This window comes from Ruminococcus sp. RTP21359st1_H3_RTP21359_211015 (assembly GCF_040909065.1).
Classification (GTDB): Bacteria; Bacillota; Clostridia; order Oscillospirales; family Ruminococcaceae; genus Hominimerdicola; species Hominimerdicola aceti.
Window position 1 is genome coordinate 1 of sequence record NZ_JBDGDD010000071.1, and the last position, 874, is coordinate 874.

Sequence of the window (874 nt, forward strand, 5' to 3'; positions counted from 1 at the left end):
CCCCGTCTACCGGTCGTTCTTCTTTATCGACCACTTTTCCATGAATCCAGTTCTGCGCTTGTAACATCCCATTACCGGCAGTAAGTAAAACCAGAGAGTAATAAAGTATTCGTTTCATTTTCATTCGTTTTTCAATTGACACTGCAAAGGAAAAGCCTTCCGAGGAGAAACTGTGTTATCACTCGCTTACGGAGTGTTATTTAGTATTATCGCTGAGATAAGGAGCAATAAGACCGGTAGCTTATCCGATTACCGACCCCGTTTTGTCAGCCAAACTGAGGGAAACAGGAAAATGCGATAAACCTCAACTTCCGGAGAGTCTAATATTTACGAACAATGCCGAGCGCTCATTCTAATATACTAAGAGCCTGTTTAAATTTTGCATTTGTTGGTTGTGAGAGTTGTATTGAGGATGTTTTTCTGTAGGAGATGCCGTCTTTTTTGTTGAAACACGTGACTTATTTTGCTTCAAACAGGCAGAAAAAGTGCCGAAGATTCCCGTTTACAGGCTTTTTACACCCGGATGTGAACGGTCTTGACACCCGAGTGTGAATGATATCGAGACCCGGGTGTCAATGGGTTTATCTTATTATGTTATTGAAAATAAGTCATGTGAAGAAGAATCTTGGACAGGCGGTTAGTGATAGTATGATAGATGGAATAGGCATCCGTCATACCTACTATCATTGCTTGTGTCTATTGATATTCAATTGATAAAAGGAAATTAGTGATAGTATGACAGTTGTTTTTCAAAATAATCCTATAATAGAATAAAGCAGGCCGATGAGGGCTATGCAAAATTTATTTCAGAGAAATTTAAACAGGCTCTTATGATTTCGAATTAAAAAACGCCACCTTAAAGGCGGCGTTTTTT